Here is a 17070-nt window from a genome sequence, read left to right on the forward strand (position 1 = left end):
TCAAAATTATTTCGCACCTTCAACAAACCGGTTTCAGCCTCAACAAGAATGCTGTGAGGTGGGGTCAAATTTGACAGCGCTGTCAATTGCTTTCTATGATGGATTTCAAGTGGTTAATGGCTTCGGCACGCGGCAAATTAACCTGTCCGGGCCGCCCTTCTCGCCAGGCCTTATTGTCACTAATTTGCAACGCTAAATCCCGGCCCAAATCGAGGTCTTTTATGGTAACGCTACCAGATTTCAGCTCGTCCTCACCGATCATAGCGACAGCCGGCGACAGCCGGCGATCGGCGTATTTCATCTGCGCCTTCATGCCGGAGCGGCCAAGATAGACTTCGGCGGGAATACCGGCGGCGCGGATTTCGGCGGCCAGCTTGAAATATTCGCCCATATCGGCTTCGGAGAAGTTGATGATGACCACGGGGCCGCGCAGTTTTTCGGCCTTGTGGTCGGTCAGCGCCAAAGCCGCCGCCAGACGCGACACGCCGAACGAAAAGCCGGTGGCCGGCACGGACTGGCCGGTGAAGCGCGCCACCAGATCATCATAACGCCCGCCGCCGCCCACCGAACCGAAGGCGACCGGCTGGCCTTTTTCATCGCGCGTTTCGAGCAGAAGTTCGGCCTCAAACACAGGCCCTGTATAATATTCAAGCCCGCGCACAATGCCGGGATCAAAGACAGCCGCGTCTTCGGCCACGCCCATCGCGGCCAGCGCCGTATGGATACGGCCCAGATCCTCAACTCCCGCCTGCCCTTCCGGCGAGGCCGACAAGACATTGGCCAGACGCGCCAGCACACCTTCGCGGCTGTCGGCGCCGCCGGCCAGCACAAAATCGAGCACCGGCTGAATGGCGGCTTCGGGCAGGTTGGCACCCTTGGTATAGTCGCCGCTGTCATCCTTGCGACCCGCGCCCAGCAACAGCGCCACGCCTTCAGGGCCGAAGCGATCCATCTTGTCGATGGCGCGCAAAACGCCCAGTTGCTGGCCCGGATCGCTCACGCCCAGACTGGTCAGCAGACCATTGAGCAGTTTGCGGTTATTGACGCGCAGGCGCACCGGCACATCCAGCGCCTTGAACCCGGCCACGGCCAGGGCGATCATTTCGGCGTCGGCCTCAGGGCGGTCGGAGCCGACAATATCGGCGTCGCACTGCATGAATTCACGCAAACGCCCCGGCCCCGGCTTTTCATTGCGAAAGACGGAGCCGTAAGCATAGCGGCGAAACGGCTTGGGCAGGGTTTCCCAGTTTTGCGCCGCAAAGCGCGCCAGCGGTGCCGTCAGGTCATAACGCAGGGCCATCCACTGCTCGTCATCGTCCTGAAGCGCGAACACGCCGACATTGGGCCGGTCGGAATCGGGCAGAAATTTGCCCAGCGCATCGGCATATTCAAAAGCCGGGGTTTGCAGGGCCTCGAAGCCGAAGTCTTCATAGACTTTCGACACGGTGCTGATCAGCCGGCGCTCGATGGCGATCTGCTGGCTGCGCTTGTCGGCAAAGCCACGCGGGCTGCGCGCTTCGGGGCGGAAGGTATCGGGGGCGGGGGGGACATTTTCGCTCATGTGCGGCGATTAAACCAAGGCGGCGCGGCTTACAAGCCTCGTGTGGATAACGACGCCCGTCGCTACATATATCATGGCGCAATCCCTTTTTCTGACGAGTGTGTCAAAATAATGCGCGAACACTCTGTTAATTGTGGCAAAACGGTGTTATCATCAAGCTCCCTGATGAGGAGGATAAACTATGAGCAAGCATTCTCATGCCGCGGAAAATTTTTCGCATTTTGTTGTGGCCATCGTCATCGTGGCCCTGGCTGCGGCTGTTATTGTCTGGGTTGCCACCAATTTCCATTCGGATCAGTGCCCCGCCGGTATTCCCTGCCACCCAGGCGGCCAGCCGACCCAGGTGCATTACTGACGCCTGAAGTCCTGACACCACAAAGCCAGACCTGAACTATCCGGTCAGGCCGATAAGGGATGGGCTATTTTTCCTCTGGCCGCCTGTTTTACGGGCTGTATACGCGGGCGTTAACCCATTCCCGCCGAAAATCTGCACAATACGCTCCGATTCGTCAGCAAGGAGCGCAGGCTATGGATTGTTCGGTTGTCGTGGCCCTGGTGTTGAGCGCAACCGCGCCCGTTCACGCGATGCCAGCTTCGCCCGGTTGCTCGGCGGTGATGGTGCGCGTGGCCGATGCGCCTGCGCCGCCCGCCAGTGCAGCCCCCCCTGCGGCGACCAGCAAAATATCGCACGAGCCCTTTTACGGCGGCCTCGTCAATGACGCCCGCCAGTTGCGCGCCGAAACCAAGAGCTTCAATCTCAAGCCCAGCCTGACCTTGCTGAAAAGCGAGCGTTTTACGGTCTATGCCAAGGCCATCCGCAACCTGTCGGCGGGTGATCTGAAGGGCCATAACGACCTGAAGATGCGCGGCACCGACAATGACCTGAAATGTATCATGCTGGGCGTTTCGCGCGACCTGATCAACAAGATCAATGACATCGAAGCCGCCAAAACGGATGCCGCGCTTGGTCAGGCCCTGACCAATATGGATCTGTTGCTGCGCGACAATATCGCCGTCATCGTCACGCCCGAAACCGTCGCTTCCGGCCTCGACTGCGTGGCCGAGTTTGGCAAGGACGCTTAGACAAGCCGGGTTTTGGGCCACGAAAGGCACGAAAACACGAAAAGTATTGAGCCTGATGGCAAAGGTTTGTGGTGCCCGACCTTCCCTTCTCCCCTTAAAAAGGGGAGACGGTGGCCTGAGTGTAACGAGGGCCGGATGAGGGGCTTGGCAGGTACACCAAGACTGCCCCTCACCCGGTCCCCTTCGCTGCGCTTGGCTCCCGTCCTCTCCCCACAAGTGGGGAGAGGGGGACGAAAGCGATTCTAGAGCGGTTTGCATTCTGATTGAATCGTTGAAAGGAATGCAACCCGCTCTACATTTTACGTTTTCCCGCATCTCGCATTCAATTTGTAAGTCAAATTAAACGCTCGTTGCTTTAGATAAAATCACCCCACTCCAGACTTTAGCTATTTTCGTATTTTTTGTGGCCAATTCCCTACGTCGCACCGTCCTCGATCACCCGTACCACATCCGGCGTGTGCAGGATTTGCGGCAGCACGACCGGCGCGGCCTGATGCGCACCGTAATAGACATAGAGTGGCACGCCGGATCGGCCATACAGGCTTAAATAGTGCGAGATTTCGGCGTCCTGATTGGTCCAGTCACCGACCATATAGACCGTGCCCGTATCCTTCAGCGCCTTTTGAAACGCGGGCGTTGACAGAACCAGCCGTTCATTGACCTTGCACGTCACGCACCAGGCCGCCGTCAGATCGACCAGCACCGGCTTGCCCTGACTGCGCAGGGCGGCCAGAGTCCCCACATCAAAATTCTGATGTGCCAGAAGACCCGTCGGCACGGCGTCCGGCTTGTCAGCACGCGGCAGGCTGGCGGCAAACAGGCCGAGCACGATCCCCGCCACCAGCACCACCGGCCTGACCCAGGACGGCAGATGCAGGCGCAAAACGGCAATGATCACCAGCGCCATCGCCAGACCGAGCAGCACCAGCCCGCCGATCTCGACCTGCTGGGCGAAGACCCAGACCAGCCACAGAGCGGCCAGATACATCAGCACCGACAGGCCGTGCTTGAGGCGATCCATCCATTTTCCGGGCCGTGGCAGGGCTTTCGCCACGCCCGGCACATAGGCGATCAGGAAGGTCAGCGCTACGAAAGGCAGGGCGAAACCCACCCCCAGAGCCACGAAGATGGCCAGGGCGACCAGCCCGCCCTGCGCCAGCGCCACGCCGATGGCTGTGGCCATGAAGGGCGCGGTGCAGGGTGCTGCCACCACCACGGCCAGTACACCGGTCAGGAAGGCCGACAGGCGCGGGCGGTTCTGTGTGTTCAGGCCCGCGCCGCCCAAACTGCCACCGAGATTCCCGGCCAAACCCTGTAACGAACTGCCGATCTCAAACAGACCCGACATATTGAGCGCCACCAGCAACATGATCAGGCTCAGGGCGGCGGTGACATAGGGCGACTGCAATTGAAAGCCCCAGCCCAGCGAAGCCCCCAAGGCGCGTGCACCGATCAGTATGCCCGCCAGCGCCACGAAGCTCAACACCGCCCCCGCGCCATAGACCAGCGCCTCAGAGCGCGCCAGCCGCGTATCGTGATGCGCCCGCGACAGGCTGAGCAGCTTCATCGACAAAACGGGAAAAACGCACGGCATCAGATTGAGAATCAGCCCGCCGGTAAAGGCCGCCAGCATGGCCAGCAACACACCGGTCAGCGAGGCGGCGGGGGCGGTGGCCACCGGCGCGCCCAGGCCGTGCATTCCCGGCAGCAGCGGGCCGCGTTGCAGACTGACGGTATAGGCCGTGCCATCGGCGAATTTCAGCACGCCGCTCAGATCGCCCGGCGGCAGATCAGGCCCCGCCGCCTTGACGCGCAGGGCAAAGCCATCGCCGCCGACATCGGGCGTCTGGGCATCGGGCGCGCTGACCACACCCGACTGCAAAGGGAAGAAATAAGCGCCGCGCGGATCATCGAAATGCGGATCGTAGCGGTCGGTGAAGCCCAGTTCGACCGTGCCATTTTGAAGAGCGATGCGTCCCGGCTGAGCGGCGGTTTGCGGCAGGCGTTTTTGTGCATCGACCAGCGCCCCGGCATCCGGCCCCGGCGAAATCGCTCCCACCTTGAGATCGAGCGCCACATCGAGGCTTTCCGGCACACAGACATCCGAACAGACGAGAAAATCGATATGGGCCTTGAGCGGCAGGGTATCGCCGCTCTTGAGCTGTGAGGCATTATGGACGTGCATCAAAAGCGTGGTCTGGCCTTCATAACCGTAAGACATCAGACCGAAGGCGGGCAGTTTTTCCGGCGTCGGCCACTGGATGGCGTCCACCGTCACCCCGTCGGGCAGGTTCCAGTGAAAGGTGGGGGCCAGTCCGGTATCGCCCGGATTGATCCAGTAGGTGTGCCAGCCCCTGGCGGCGGTGTAATCGAGGCCGATGGTCACTTCGCCATCCTGCGGCACCGTGGCCGAGGCGGCGATCAGGCGGGCCTTGATATGGGCCGACTGGCCATCCGCCGCCTGCGCCGGCAAGGCCGATACCAGCAAAAGCGCGAAAAACGTCAGAAGAACTTTAAAACCCGCCGCGATCCGCACACGTCACCTCATCATTGCCTGTGGCTCTATACGAACCCAAGCGGCATTTGGTGACAAGTTATTTCGCGTATTTGTTTTTTGGCGCGCGACCCTACAGATCGAGATCGAGCTTGCGCGCTAAACTGAGAATCTCATTGCGCAGGCTGCCATTGGATGAACTCATCAGCTTTTCAATCGACTTGCGGGCATTGTCGCGGTCGAGGCCCAGAATCATGCGCTTGACCTGGCCGAGGCCTGCTGGCGGCATGGACAGGCGGTTGAAACCGAGCGCGATCAACACAAAGGCTTCGAGCGGGCGTCCGGCGATTTCACCGCACACCGATACCGGCGTGCCCGATTCCTCCGCCGCCTTCTGGATGGCCGACAGGGCGCGCAGCATCGGCGGCGACAGAGGATTGTAGCGGTCGGTCATCTTGGGATTGGTGCGATCCGCCGCAAACAGATACTGGGTCAGGTCATTGGTGCCAACCGAAGCGAAATCGACCAGCGGCAACAAAGCATCGAGATGGAACAAAAGCGACGGGCATTCGATCATGGCCCCGACGCGCAGCAGACCCGGCAGGGGACGCCCGCGCCTTTTGGCCCAGGCCATTTCAATATCGACCATTTCGCGCGCCTGACGGAACTCGTCGATCGAGGCCACCATCGGGAACATGATGCGCAGTTCGCGGCCCGCCGCCGCCGTGATCAGGGCGCGCAACTGCATGCGCAGCAGGGCCGGACGATCCAGACCCATGCGGATGGCGCGCCAGCCAAGCGCCGGGTTTTCCTCGCGCTCCATCTCCATATAGGGCAGGATTTTATCGCCGCCCAGATCGAGCGTGCGGAAGGTGACCGGACGTTCGCCCGCCCCGTCCATGATGCGTTTGTAAAGTTCGGTCTGGCGGTTGAGGCGCGGCAGGTCGTCCGACACCATGAACTGGAATTCGGTGCGGAACAGGCCGATGCCTTCCGCTCCCGTCTCGTTCATGATCTCGATGTCGAATTCCAGACCGGCATTCATCAGCAGGGTGATGCGCTGGCCGTCCTTGGTGATGGCGGCCTGATCCTTGATCTTGACGAATTCGGCGCGGCGCTGGGCGCGCACATCCATGCGGGCCGCCGTCGCGTCGATGATGTCAGGACGCGGGCGCAGATAAGCTTCGCCGGTTTCGCCATCGACAATGACCGTATCGCCCTGGGATACGCGGTCGCGCAGATTTTGCAGCCGCCCGACACACGGAATTTGCAGGGCGCGCGCCACGATGGCAGCATGGTTGGAGGCCGAGCCTTCTTCGAGCAATATGCCCTTCAGCCGCTCGCGGTCATATTCCAAAAGATCGGCAGGGCCTAAGTCACGCGCCACCAGAATGGCGTTGTCCGGGATGGAACGCCGCGCCGTATTCTTGCCCGCCAGCACGCGCAGCAGGCGGTTGGCCAGGTCTTCGAGATCGTGCAGGCGTTCGCGCATATAGGCGTCGCGCGCATTGTTGAGACGGGCGCGCTGTTCGTTACGCACGCGCTCGACGGCGGCTTCGGCGGTCAGACCGTTGCGCACCGCCTCAACCAGATTGCGCGTCCAGCCGCGGTCATGGGCGAACATGCGGTAGGTTTCCAGCACATCGAAGGTGGGCCCGGCCAGGCCATGCTGGCCCTCGAACATCTGGTCGATCTGCTCACGCAGCTTGTCAATGGCGCCGAGCAGACGCACCTCTTCGGCGGCGGCGTCGTCACTGAGCAGGTGTTCGGGTGTGACCGGCACCTCATGCAGCACCACGACGCCGAGCGTCAGGCCGTCGGCGAAGACCGAGCCTTTCAGCCGCTCCGAGCCGGTGGGTGCCAGCTCGATGTCCTTCAGTTCCTCAAGGCCGACCAGTTCGCCCGCCGTGACGATTTCGGCCAGCACCATAGCGATGATCTGGAGGTCTTCGACCTCCTCGTCCTCGTATTTGCGCGCCGCCATATTCTGCACGACCAGCACGCCGATGGTGCGGCCGCCGCGCAACAATGGCACGCCGAGGAAGGATTTAAACGGGTCTTCGCCGGTTTCAGGCCGATAAGAAAAGCTGGGATGGCTGGGCGCGTCCATCAGATTGAGCGGCTGGCCCAGCCGCGCCACCTCGCCGACCAGACCTTCGGACAGCCGCATCCGCGTCTTGTGGACGGCGTCGGCATTCAGACCTTCGGTGGCGAACAGTTCCAGTTCTTCGGAGGTGCGGCGCAGGTAGATCGAGCAGACCTCGGCCACCATAGACGAGGCGATGATGCGCACCACCGTATCGAGGCGGGCCTGAGCCGACTGGCCCTCCTCCATCGTCTCGCGGATCTGGCGCAGCAGGCCGCGCTGGCCGCGAACGGCGAAACCGAACGGTTTCGTGCCTGTCGGAGTTTGTCCCGTCACCGAGCCTGCCTTGACCAATGGTTTCCCCCTTTTTCGCCCTCGCCCTGCTTGAGAGGACGCGCGCGCCGCTTAGAGTGTGTTGCTTTGACGCCGGTGTCTAGTCGCAAGGCACGGGCTTATGCAAGTCACGATGGGGTTATTATCACAAGCCATTAACAGTCTGAAACGATCCGCGAGCCTCAGCCGATTGTCTCGACAAAGCCGATCTCACACGCCGCCCCAGATTAACGACTGGTTTTAAACGCCGATCTTGTCCAGCCCATAGGCGGCATGAAGGGCGCGCACGGCCAGTTCGGTATAGGCTTCGTCGATCAGAACGGAAATCTTGATCTCCGAGGTCGAGATGACCTGGATATTGATGCCCTTTTCCGACAGCGAGCGGAACATGGTTTCGGCCACACCGGCATGTGAACGCATACCGACGCCGACGATTGAGATTTTCGACACCGACGCATCGAGGCGAATGTCGTCGAAGCCAATTTCCTCGCGCGCGTCCTGCATGATCTGTACGGCCCGCTCCGCCTCGCGGCGGCCCACCGTGAAGATCTGGTTGGCATAGTCGCCCGAACGCTTTTCCGACTGGACAATCATATCGACATTGATATTGGCGGCGGCCAGACGGCTGAACACGGTGGCCGATACGCCGATCCTGTTGGGCAGGCCCAGAAGGGTGATCTTGGCCTCATCACGGCTGAAGGCCACGCCGGAAACGATATGCTTTTCCACGATTTCTTCCTCGTCGCACACGATGGTGCCTTGATCTAAATTTTCGCCCGGCTCGACAAAGCTGGACAGGACGCGCACCGGCATGCGCTGGCCCATAGCCAGCTCGACCGAGCGCGTTTGCAGAACCTTGGCGCCCAGAGACGCCATTTCCAGCATTTCCTCAAACGATATTTTCTTCAGGCGGCGCGCCTTGTTCTCGATGCGCGGATCGGTGGTATAAACGCCATCGACATCGGTATAGATGTCGCAGCGCACGGCCTTGATCGCCGCCGCCACGGCCACCGCCGACGTATCGGAGCCACCACGGCCCAAGGTGGTGATACGGCCCGATTCGGTGACGCCCTGAAAGCCCGGCACCACCACGATCTGACCGGCATCGAGCGCGGTTTCCAGCTTGGCGGGCGGAATATCGACGATGCGCGCCTTGCCATGCACATCAGACGTGATGATCGGCACCTGCCAGCCCATCATGGTGACGGCATCATAGCCCATATTGCGCAGGGTCATGCTGAGCAGACCGGCTGTGACCTGCTCGCCCGACGCCACGACGACATCATATTCGTCGTCGCTTTCCATGGCCTTGCCACTTGGTTTGCCGGCCTCATCGGTCCAGCCGACCAGCTCATTGGTCTTGCCCGACATGGCCGACACCACGACCGCCACACTATGACCGGCATCGGCCTCAGCCGCCACGAGGCGGGCGGCTCTGCGGATGCGTTCGAGATCGGCCATCGACGTGCCCCCGAACTTCATCACCAAACGCGTCATGTCTTCACTTTCTTTGCTTTACTTTAGCTCAGACGCCGCCATTCCCTTTTAAGAAAGAATGGGCTCCTCGCATAAGCTCGGGCGGCCAGTCGGCCTTGCCATGCCGTAGCATGGAAATGCCTTCACGGGCTTGCCCTTGAAACTTGCGCGGCCTATCTAGCGATGTCAGCGTCCTGCTGCAAGGAATTATCCACCGGGTACGGTGAGAAATACGGTGCGAAATGTCAGAAAATCCAACCGGCTCCCTTACAGATGAAGCTCCGGCCCACGGCGACGCCACGGGTTTTTCGATTGATGCGCGCGAGGTTGAGCAGTTTTCGGCCCTGGCCGCCAAATGGTGGGACACCAAGGGCGCATTCGCGCCGCTGCATAAATTCAACCCGACGCGGGTGAAATTTATCCGTGAAACCTGCCTTGAACATTTCAGCCTGGCCCCGCGCGAGCGCGCGCCTTTCACCGGCCTGCACCTGCTCGATGTCGGCTGCGGCGGCGGCCTGCTCAGCGAGCCGATGCACCGCATGGGCTTTAACGTTACCGGGCTTGACGCCTCGGCCAGGAATATCGGCACGGCGAAAGCCCATGCCGATAGCGGCGGGCTCGACATTCGCTATCTCAACCAGACGGTCGAGCAATTGGCCGCTAATGGTGAGACACTGTACGACGTGGTGCTGACGATGGAGGTGATCGAGCATGTGGCCGATCCCGAAGCCTTCCTCAAGGTGTGCGCCTCGCTGGTCAAACCGGGCGGCATCCTGTTTGTGGCCACGCTCAATCGCACGTTGAAAGCGCACGCCCTGGCCATTGTCGGGGCCGAATATGTCCTGCGCTGGGTGCCGAAGGGTACGCACGACTGGAAAAAATTTCTCAAACCCGCCGAGATTCATGGCTTTCTGGCCGATACCCGGCTGAAGGCCGAACCAGCGGTGGGCGTCAGCTACCATCCCCTCACCGGCCAGTGGGCCTTATCAGAGGATACGGATGTCAACTACATGGTGGTGGCCACCTATCCCGCCAGCGCTGCTTTTTAGCCTTTGAACCACGGAAAACACGGAAAGCACGGATAGACACAACGCCGCTCTGGCTAAACAGTGTCTGTGTTTGGCGACATCGAACTACCTTTCCGTGTTTTCTGTGTTTTCCGTGGTTCCACCTTTCCTCAACGAACAAGTTTAGCCAATGACCACACTCGTTAAAGCCTGGACCGGCGCGCAAAAGCGTCTGAAAGCCGCCGGAATCGACTCGCCAGCCATCGATGCCCGCCTGCTGCTCGAAGCGGCCAGCGGGGCGACGCGCACCGACATACTGACCGATCCGCACCGCGAGCTGACGCCCGAACAGGACGCCACGTTTGAAAGCTGGCTTAACCGCCGCGAAAAGCGCGAACCGGTGGCGCGAATCTTAGGCCGTAAGGGCTTCTGGAAGCTGCTGCTCAATCTGTCAGAGCATGTGCTGATCCCGCGCCCGGAAACCGAGTGCATCGTCGATATGATCCTGAAAGCCAGCCAGCCGGGCGACGCCTTTTCTATGGCCGATCTCGGCACCGGTTCGGGCGCGATCCTGTTGTCGGTATTGAGCGAACGGCCCGCCGCCCGCGGGCTGGGCACCGACATCAGCGAGGACGCTCTGGCTGTGGCGCGCGATAATGCCGCCAATCTGGGTCTTGAGGGCCGCGCCGCCTTCCTGCGCACCTCATGGGGTCAGGGCCTGCATGATGGCGGCTTTGATTTCATCGCCTCCAACCCGCCCTATATTCGTTCGGATGTGATTCCCACCCTCGATCCTGAGGTGAAGAATCACGATCCGATGCTGGCACTCGATGGCGGTGAAACGGGTCTGGAAGCCTATATCGCGCTGGCGCCTGAGATTTTCCGCCTGCTGAAAACGGGGGGAAAAGCGTGGCTGGAAATTGGTTTCGATCAGTCGGAAGCCGTGGAAAACCTCATGAAATCAGCGGGATTTGCCGAGGTGGTCACCTATCTCGACCTGTCCAACCTGCCGCGCGTGGTGACAGGCTACAAACCCTGACATAAAAATCCGCTTGGCAGGAGCCGCAAGAGGCGCTAAGCATCTTATGTCTTCATCCCCCCGCGAGCTGCAAAAGACCCCTGCCAAGGGTTTAAGCCGTTTCATCGCGTCAGGGACGTGCGAAAGCGTGAGAGATAAATGGGGCAAAACTGACCCCTGCGCTTTTCCGACAAGCCAAGACACAAGCAAGGTCGATCACCGCCACAACACACGCCATTATCCGGCCCGCCAAAGCGGAACCTTGCCATCCCAAGCACAATCGCCGCCCTGCCCACATTCAGGCGGCGCGTAGAGAGACGTAAGTTATATGAAAGACTTTCGGGGCATGAAACGGCAACGCAGCCGTAACCGCAAACCCTCGGGCAATTCCAATAATCCCAACCGCGCCTACGAATCGAACGGGCCGGAGGGGACGAAGGCGCGCGGTAACGCCCAGACCATCTACGAAAAGTACCAGCAACTGGCGCGTGACGCCAATTCGGCGGGCGACCGCGTGCTGGCCGAAAACCATTTGCAGCACGCCGAGCATTATTTCCGCCTGATCCGTCAGATGCAGCCGCAGCGTCCGGTGTCCGAATTCGTGCAGCGTGACCCCTTCTCCAACGGCTTTGACGATTTCGACGACGAGATGGACGCCGAAGCCCAGGACAATCAGGAGGCCGAAACGGCTTCCGAAGACGCCTATGCCGATGAGGGGCGCGGCGACAACCGCTCTGAGAACCGCGCCGACAACCGGGATGGCCGTGACAACCGCGACCGTTACCGTAACGACCGCAACGGTAATGACCGCAGCAATGGCGACCGGGGCAATGGCGACCGGGGCAATAATGGCCGCGACCGTAACCGCGACCGCGACCGCAACGAACCGCGCAGCTTCGAGCCGCGTAACAATGAAGGCCGCACGCCTGAACCGCGTAGTGGCGAACCGCGTGCCACGGAACCGCGCGAAAGCGAGTTCGACGCCGACGGCAATCGCCGCGAAACGCGCCGCGAACGCTATGAACGCCGCCGCGCCCAGCGTCTGAATGAGCAGGAGCAGGTTCTGAATTCAGCGCCGGGCTTCATCGCCTCCACCGAACCGCTGGGTGGTGCGCCGCGTCCCGCGTATTCTGAAACCAACCGGGCCGAAACCGCACCGGAAACCGTGGCCGCCGAAGCGCCCGCCGCCCGCGAACCGCGTGCCCGTCGCGCCCGAACCGAAGACGACGCCTCGCACCTGCCCGCCTTCCTGCGCGCACCCGTGCCAAGCGCCGCCGCCGCCGCCGAGGCGGAAGACGCGCCGGCCAAGCCGAAACGCGCCCGCCGCCGCAAGGCCGAAGACGAGGTCAGCGCCGAACAGGCCTGATGCTAGAGCAACGAGCGTTTAATTTGACTTACAAATTGAAGGCGAGATGCGGAAAAACGTAAAATGGAGAGCGGGTTGCATGCCTTTGACCGATTCAATCAGAATGCAAACCGCTCTAAAAACCCCTCCGGTTTCGCCGGAGGGGTTTTTTATTGCGCGGGACGAATTCCCCTCTCCCCTCGTGAGGGGAGAGGACAGGAGCGAAGCAAAGCGAGCGCGACCGGGTGAGGGGCGTTCTTGATGTACTCGCCAAGCCCCTCATCCGGCCTTCACTCCGTTCAGGCCACCTTCTCCCATTGTCATGGGGAGAAGGGAAAGGCAGGCGGCACATCCCTCCTCCCTATCGAAGATGGGGAGGTGTCGGCATAGCCGACGGAGGGTCACTTTTTAATATTTCTTACCTAATTCAGCTTCTTATCAAGCTGTGCCGGTCTGGTTTCCGGTACGGGTAAGGCCCCGTCCTTCACCCCGCCGGGACTGCTGACCGGCAAGGGGGCCACCGGCACACCCTCTTCCACCAGCGACTTCACCTCATCCTGCGTTGCCTCGCCATAGATGGGCCGGTCGGGGGCCAGGCCATGATGGATGTCGCGGGCCTCGCTGGCGAAATCGCCACCCACATAGTCATGCGTTTTTTCAACATGCTGACGCAGGCGGTGCATGGCCTCGGCCACGGCGCGCTGCGTTTTCGCTGCTGTCTCGTCGGCCTGTTTGCCGGTGCGCACCATCGGGGCCATGATCGCCTTGCTGACCATGACGGAGCCGCACATCGGACATGCGACCAGCCCTTTGGCGGTCTGGGCATCATAGCCGTCAGACGAATCAAACCAGGCCTCGAATTCGTGCCCGACATCGCATTTCAAAGCATAACGGATCATGTGGAATAATCCCGGTCGTGCCGAAGCTGCGGCAGGGCCTGACGGGCGGCGGCCACTTCGCCGAAATCGAGCGTGGCTTCCAGAATGGCCGGATGGTCATGATCAAGCCGGGCAATCACCTCGCCCCACGGACTGACCACCAGCGAATGGCCATAGGTGGTGCGGCCGTCTTCGTGCAAGCCGCCTTGCGCCGGGGCCAACACGAAGGCGCCGGTTTCGATGGCGCGGGCGCGCAGCAAGACCTCCCAGTGGGCGCGGCCCGTCGGCACGGTAAAGGCGGCGGGCACAGCGATCATAGGGACGTTTTGCCGCGCCAGCGCCCGGTAAAGATGGGCAAAGCGCATGTCGTAACAGACGCTCAAGCCCAGTCCACCCCACGGGGTCTGGGCCACCACAGCCCTGTCGCCGGGGCGCATGGTGGCGCTTTCGCGGTAGGATTTGCCATCGGGCGTATCGGCGTCGAACAGGTGAATCTTGTCATAGCGCGCCGTGATGTCGCCATGACCATTGACCAGCAGGCTGCGATTGGCATTGCGCGGGGCGTCCGGCCTTTCGGCATCAGACTCGGCCTTCACAATCGCCGAACCGATCAGGATCGGCACGCGCAGGCCCTTGGCCAGTTCGCGGATACCGGCAATGAACACATCCTCATCTTCAGCGCCCACCACCTGCGCCTTGCGCTCATGGCGGCTCTCGACCAGATTGGCGCATTCGGGCAGCAGGATGAACTGCGCGCCATTACCCGCCGCCTTCAGGATCAGCGGGCGGGCGTGCTCAAGCGCGCGAACCGGATCGGCGGGGGTGCGAAGCTGCACCAAGGCGAGACTGAGCACCGTGTCGGCCATCGCGCGTCCGGTTCAGACCGCCAGCAGCGGATCAAGCCCGCCGCGTGAATCGAGCGCCACCAGATCATCGCAGCCGCCGACATGCAGATCATCAATAAAGATTTGCGGATAGGTATAGCGGCCAGAGCGCGTATTCATTTCAGCCCGTAAAGTGGGATCGTTTGACGCCACGATCTCATTGAAGGCGACGCCCTTCTTTTCGAGCAGCGACTTGGCGCGCTCGCAATAGGGGCAATAGGGCTTGGTATAGATGTCGATCTTGGCCATGAACTCAGCATTCGCAAAAAGGGTAAAAGGTCACTTACATATAGAGATGTAACAAGCGGATTTAAAGAGCTTCCGCAGGTACGGCGCGCGCCAGCACACAGACATCGACCGAAGCCGCCCCGTGGCGCAGCAATTCCAGCGCGCAGGCCTTCAGCGTGGCCCCCGTGGTGAAGACATCATCGATCAGCACGACGCGCCGGCCCGCCACCCGCTTTTGCCCGTCAGGTGAAAGCGCAAAGGCGCCGCGCACATTTTCCCAGCGCGCCTGCGCCCCCTTGCCGCGCTGATTGGTCATGCGGGTGCGGCGCAGGGCGTGGGCCAGATAGGGCCGCCTGACATGACGCGCCACCGGACGGGCCAGTTCGGCGGCCTGGTTATAGCGCCTGTGCAGCAGGCGTAAGGGATGCAGCGGCACCGGCATGATCAGATCGGCCTCAGCCAGAATATCTGCGCCAGCGCGTTCGATCCAGCGCGTCAGCATGGGGGCCAGATCGAGCCGGTCGCCATGCTTGAAGCCGAGGATCAGCGCTTTCGAGGCGTCATCATAGAGGCAGGCCGCCCGTGCCCGCCCGAACGGAAATGGCGTTTCGCTGCAAAAGCGGCACAGCGCGCCCTCGCCTAGCCACAGCCCGCCATCGAAAGGCCGGGCACACATCTCGCAGCCGTCGTGGTCGAGGAAATGCAGGCGTGACCAGCGCCGTCGGTCGAGCCCGGCGCCGCCGGCCAGTTCGGCTGCGGCTTCGGGCATAAGATCAGATTGCGGGGCGTGCGACGGCAGTATCTGGTGCGGAAAGATCGCGTCGATCAGCCGGGCGACAGGGGCGCGCAGATAGGCCAGGCTCAGGCGATCGGCGAGATAGGCCTTAACCTCGGCGCGCAGATGACCTAAATGATGTTTCAGTTTCCGCATGTGAGTTTTGCCCCCCTGATGTCCGACCCAACCACTACAGCCGCCAACGCGCCACAAAGCGCAACCCGGCTTTTTGATCGCGCCTTACTGGCCCATCGTCTTGATCGCGCGGCCAAGGACTTTGCGCAAGCGCAATTTCTGAAGGATCGCGTCTGCGAGGACATGCTCGACACCTTGGCGGCGATCAACCGTGATTTTCCGCTGGCCCTCGATATAGGGGCGCGCGGCGGCGTTTTTGCGCAAGCTCTGGCGAATTCACCGGTGGCCAGCAAGGTGGGGCTGCTGATCGAGGCCGATCTCTCGCAGGCCATGACGGCGCAAGGGAGAGGCGCGGCCCGACTGGTGATGGACGAAGAGGCCCTGCCGTTTGGCGATGACAGCCTCAATCTGATCGTATCGGGACTGGCCCTGCACAGCGTCAATGACCTGCCCGGCGCTCTGGTGCAGATACTGCGTGCGCTGAAACCCGACGGCCTGTTCATCGGGGCGCTGTTTGGCGGGGAGACGCTGACGGAATTGCGCGCCTGCCTGATGGAGGCCGAGATCGAGCTGCGCGGCGGCTATGGGCCGCGCATCGCACCCTTCGCCGAATGCCCTGACCTGATCGACCTTCTGAAGCGCATCGGTTTTGCCATGCCGGTAGTCGATTCCGACCGGGTCAGCGTGTCGTATGAACATCCCTTGCGGCTGATGAACGATCTGAAGCGCATGGGCGAGAGCAATGTGCTGATCGAACGCCCGCGCACAGGTCTGAACCGGGCCATTTTGCTGCGGGGTTCGGAGCTGTATTTCGCGCGTTTCGCCGATGATGAGGGCCGCATCACCGCCACGTTTGAGATCATCACCCTGTCGGGCTGGAAGCCGCACGAAAGCCAGCAAAAGCCGCTGCGGCCCGGATCGGCGAAAATGCGGCTGGCCGATGCGCTGGGTGTGCCCGAAGGCAAGCTGTAGGGCGAGATGGTTTAAAGTAAGAACCCCACCACCACTTCGCTACGCTTGTGGTCCCATGACTTGAAAAACGATTCACTGGATCGTTTTTCTGCGTCAAACCCCGGCAAGCCGGGGAGGTATAAGAATCGCGCTTTTTTATACCTCCCCAGTTTTACTGGGGAGGGGGACCGCACGAAGACGCGAAGCGGCTGAGATGTGGTGGTGGGGGTTCTTGCTTGATAAAACTCTTGCTGCGGCCAGCAGCTTACATCTGTCGCTCAGAGAAAATCCTGCAAATAGGCCACCAGAGGCGCATCGGCGGGCGGCATGGGATAGTTGCGCATATCATTGGGGCGCACCCATTTCAGCGCCTCATGCTCCACTTTTTGCGGTTCGCCCTCCCAGCGCCGGATCAGAAACAACGGCATGAGCAGGTGAAAATCATCATAGGTGTGCGAGGCGAAAACAAACGGCGCCAGGCAGGCCTGTTTGACCGTGATCTTCAATTCTTCGTGCAATTCGCGGATCAGAGCGATTTCCGGCGTTTCGCCGGGCTCGACCTTGCCGCCGGGAAATTCCCACAGCCCCGCCAGTTGCTTGCCCTGCGGCCGCTGGGCGATGAGCACGCGGCCTTCATCATCGACAAGGGCGGCGGCCACGACAAGGACAGTTTTCAACGGCGGAAACTCCCGATAAACACATTTTCGCCAAGCTCTTTTCATAATTGCGACGGTGAGAAAACGAAAAAGCGCACCGGCAACACATTTTTAGCTGATTTGGCCGCAGCTTCGATTCACCCCCCCTCTTTATATTGTT

General features: G+C 61.2%; 15 protein-coding genes. 6 read left to right on the forward strand and 9 right to left on the reverse strand.

All coding sequences use genetic code 11. The annotated features are described in order from the left end of the window. Positions 1–82: 82 nt before the first annotated feature. Positions 83–1561, reverse strand: a complete 1479-nt coding sequence (gene hisS / locus QB905_RS08285) for a histidine--tRNA ligase (protein WP_282974294.1) — start codon at positions 1559–1561, stop codon at positions 83–85. A gap of 181 nt (positions 1562–1742) precedes the next feature. Between hisS and QB905_RS08290 the strand changes: the two genes are divergently transcribed. Together QB905_RS08290 and QB905_RS08295 are read left to right on the forward strand one after the other, a co-directional pair. Then, on the forward strand, positions 1743–1916 hold the full coding sequence (locus QB905_RS08290) for a hypothetical protein (RefSeq protein ID WP_282974296.1): 174 nt from the start codon (positions 1743–1745) through the stop codon (positions 1914–1916). A gap of 173 nt (positions 1917–2089) precedes the next feature. Beyond that, positions 2090–2644, forward strand: coding sequence for a hypothetical protein (locus QB905_RS08295; RefSeq protein ID WP_282974298.1), 555 nt, complete (start codon positions 2090–2092; stop codon positions 2642–2644). 415 nt (positions 2645–3059) lie between these two features. Here the strand turns inward: QB905_RS08295 and QB905_RS08300 are convergent, their stop codons facing one another. The 3 genes from QB905_RS08300 to QB905_RS08310 all read right to left on the reverse strand — a co-directional run bounded on the left by QB905_RS08300 (position 3060) and on the right by QB905_RS08310 (position 9054). Further along, positions 3060–5180 (reverse strand): protein-disulfide reductase DsbD family protein, encoded by a 2121-nt coding sequence (locus tag QB905_RS08300; protein ID WP_282974300.1) that lies wholly within the window; start codon positions 5178–5180, stop codon positions 3060–3062. A 91-nt stretch (positions 5181–5271) separates the two neighbouring features. Beyond that, positions 5272–7473 (reverse strand): phosphoenolpyruvate--protein phosphotransferase, encoded by a 2202-nt coding sequence (gene ptsP, locus QB905_RS08305; protein WP_282975600.1) that lies wholly within the window; start codon positions 7471–7473, stop codon positions 5272–5274. Positions 7474–7797: 324 nt separating this feature from the next. Beyond that, positions 7798–9054, reverse strand: a complete 1257-nt coding sequence (locus tag QB905_RS08310) for an aspartate kinase (protein ID WP_282974302.1) — start codon at positions 9052–9054, stop codon at positions 7798–7800. 221 nt (positions 9055–9275) lie between these two features. Here QB905_RS08310 and ubiG point away from each other — a divergent pair, with 221 nt between their 5' ends. The 3 genes from ubiG (at position 9276) to QB905_RS08325 (ending at position 12424) form a co-directional block, all read left to right on the forward strand. After that, positions 9276–10082: a bifunctional 2-polyprenyl-6-hydroxyphenol methylase/3-demethylubiquinol 3-O-methyltransferase UbiG gene (ubiG, locus tag QB905_RS08315; protein ID WP_282974304.1), complete on the forward strand. Its 807-nt coding sequence runs from the start codon at positions 9276–9278 to the stop codon at positions 10080–10082. Between the two features lie 148 nt (positions 10083–10230). Then, positions 10231–11079, forward strand: a complete 849-nt coding sequence (gene prmC / locus QB905_RS08320; RefSeq protein WP_282974307.1) for a peptide chain release factor N(5)-glutamine methyltransferase — start codon at positions 10231–10233, stop codon at positions 11077–11079. A gap of 325 nt (positions 11080–11404) precedes the next feature. Next, on the forward strand, positions 11405–12424 hold the full coding sequence (locus tag QB905_RS08325; RefSeq protein ID WP_282974309.1) for a DUF4167 domain-containing protein: 1020 nt from the start codon (positions 11405–11407) through the stop codon (positions 12422–12424). A 401-nt stretch (positions 12425–12825) separates the two neighbouring features. Here the strand turns inward: QB905_RS08325 and QB905_RS08330 are convergent, their stop codons facing one another. The 4 genes from QB905_RS08330 to QB905_RS08345 all read right to left on the reverse strand — a co-directional run bounded on the left by QB905_RS08330 (position 12826) and on the right by QB905_RS08345 (position 15324). Next, positions 12826–13302 (reverse strand): DUF1178 family protein, encoded by a 477-nt coding sequence (locus QB905_RS08330; protein ID WP_282974310.1) that lies wholly within the window; start codon positions 13300–13302, stop codon positions 12826–12828. Continuing rightward, positions 13299–14147, reverse strand: a complete 849-nt coding sequence (locus QB905_RS08335; protein WP_282974311.1) for a carbon-nitrogen hydrolase family protein — start codon at positions 14145–14147, stop codon at positions 13299–13301. Before QB905_RS08335 ends, QB905_RS08330 begins: the two co-directional genes overlap by 4 nt. Positions 14148–14159: 12 nt before the next feature. After that, the gene (grxC, locus tag QB905_RS08340) at positions 14160–14414 is read right to left on the reverse strand and encodes a glutaredoxin 3 (RefSeq protein WP_282974313.1); all 255 of its coding nucleotides are present in this window, start codon (positions 14412–14414) and stop codon (positions 14160–14162) included. Positions 14415–14475: 61 nt separating this feature from the next. Continuing rightward, the gene (locus QB905_RS08345; protein ID WP_282974318.1) at positions 14476–15324 is read right to left on the reverse strand and encodes a ComF family protein; all 849 of its coding nucleotides are present in this window, start codon (positions 15322–15324) and stop codon (positions 14476–14478) included. Between the two features lie 18 nt (positions 15325–15342). Between QB905_RS08345 and QB905_RS08350 the strand changes: the two genes are divergently transcribed. Beyond that, on the forward strand, positions 15343–16275 hold the full coding sequence (locus tag QB905_RS08350) for a methyltransferase domain-containing protein (RefSeq protein ID WP_282974322.1): 933 nt from the start codon (positions 15343–15345) through the stop codon (positions 16273–16275). A 257-nt stretch (positions 16276–16532) separates the two neighbouring features. Here the strand turns inward: QB905_RS08350 and mutT are convergent, their stop codons facing one another. Beyond that, positions 16533–16976 (reverse strand): 8-oxo-dGTP diphosphatase MutT, encoded by a 444-nt coding sequence (gene mutT / locus QB905_RS08355; RefSeq protein ID WP_282974329.1) that lies wholly within the window; start codon positions 16974–16976, stop codon positions 16533–16535. Positions 16977–17070: the final 94 nt, after the last annotated feature.

The organism is Asticcacaulis sp. EMRT-3 (genome assembly GCF_030027245.1).
GTDB lineage: Bacteria > Pseudomonadota > Alphaproteobacteria > Caulobacterales > Caulobacteraceae > Asticcacaulis.